This is a genomic window from Candidatus Symbiopectobacterium sp. NZEC135 (assembly GCF_025962695.1).
Map to the genome: position 1 here is coordinate 1 of NZ_JAGFPF010000690.1, position 1,036 is coordinate 1,036.

Here is a 1,036-nt window from a genome sequence, read left to right on the forward strand (position 1 = left end):
ATCTCAGTTCAGTGGAAAGAACGATTGAACATGATAATTTTGGCCTCGCTGTCGCAATCTTTCATCTTTTATTCATGGGGCGTCATCCATACGCTGGACGCTATAAGGGACCAGACATATCTATGAGCGAAGCCATCGCTCAAAATCGTTTTGCATTTTCTCTCTTTAGGCAAAACGAAACACAGACCACATCACCTCCAGGCGCATTAACACTTGATCTCTTTCCTGTTGTCGTAGCCCAAGCATTTGAAAAAGCGTTTGGTTTGACACCCAGTGCTCGTCCGGATGCCAAAGTATGGATTCAAATTCTGACAACGCTTGAATCTTCATTAAATCACTGTAGTAAAACTAAGACACATTTTTATCCTAGTAAAGCTAAAGGTTGCGTTTGGTGCAGATTAGCTAGCAATAATGCGTTTGATATGTTTCCTGATCTGTCTGCGATATTCCCCACTTTATCAACCGATACACATGGAACAGAAAAAGCTATCCAAGAAATACAGATGTTCCGTTTTCCTACTGCAGATGATTTATTACCTTCACCATCATCTATAAATAGACCAAGCGATGCACTTATAGCAGTCAAAAATAGTAAATATCGTAACTCCTTATTAGGTTTTTTCATGATGGGAGCGGCTGTTTATGGTTTTATATATGAACCTGCAATATTCTATGTATGGATAGGTCTCGCTATATGGGGTTATTCTCTTTTTTCTGAGCGTAAAGTTGAACAGTCAAGATTTTTAAAGGCTTTTCAAGAAGCTGATGAATTGGTGCAACATGAACTGGATGTTTTTTTACAGCGCAATGGATTGACGGAAATTATTAAGGTTCGGGGGGGGCTTGATATCGCAATTACTATATATAGGGAGCAAGATGTCGCTTTAACTCATGATCTTGCCCTATTAAAGTCCAATCGAGAGGCTCGTCAATTAAGAGCCTATCTGGACAGTTTCTCTATTCGTCAAGCTAATATATCAGGTATCGGGCCCGCAAAAACTGCGACGTTAATATCATTCGGAATTGAAACCGCTGA

Annotated in this window: 1 protein-coding gene; it reads left to right on the forward strand. The window is 39.9% G+C overall.

Annotated features, from left to right (window positions below; genetic code table 11):
• Positions 1-122 precede the first annotated feature (122 nt).
• Positions 123-1,036 (forward strand): hypothetical protein (locus J5224_RS29760; protein WP_264628662.1); only part of this gene is annotated, 914 nt, incomplete at its 3' end.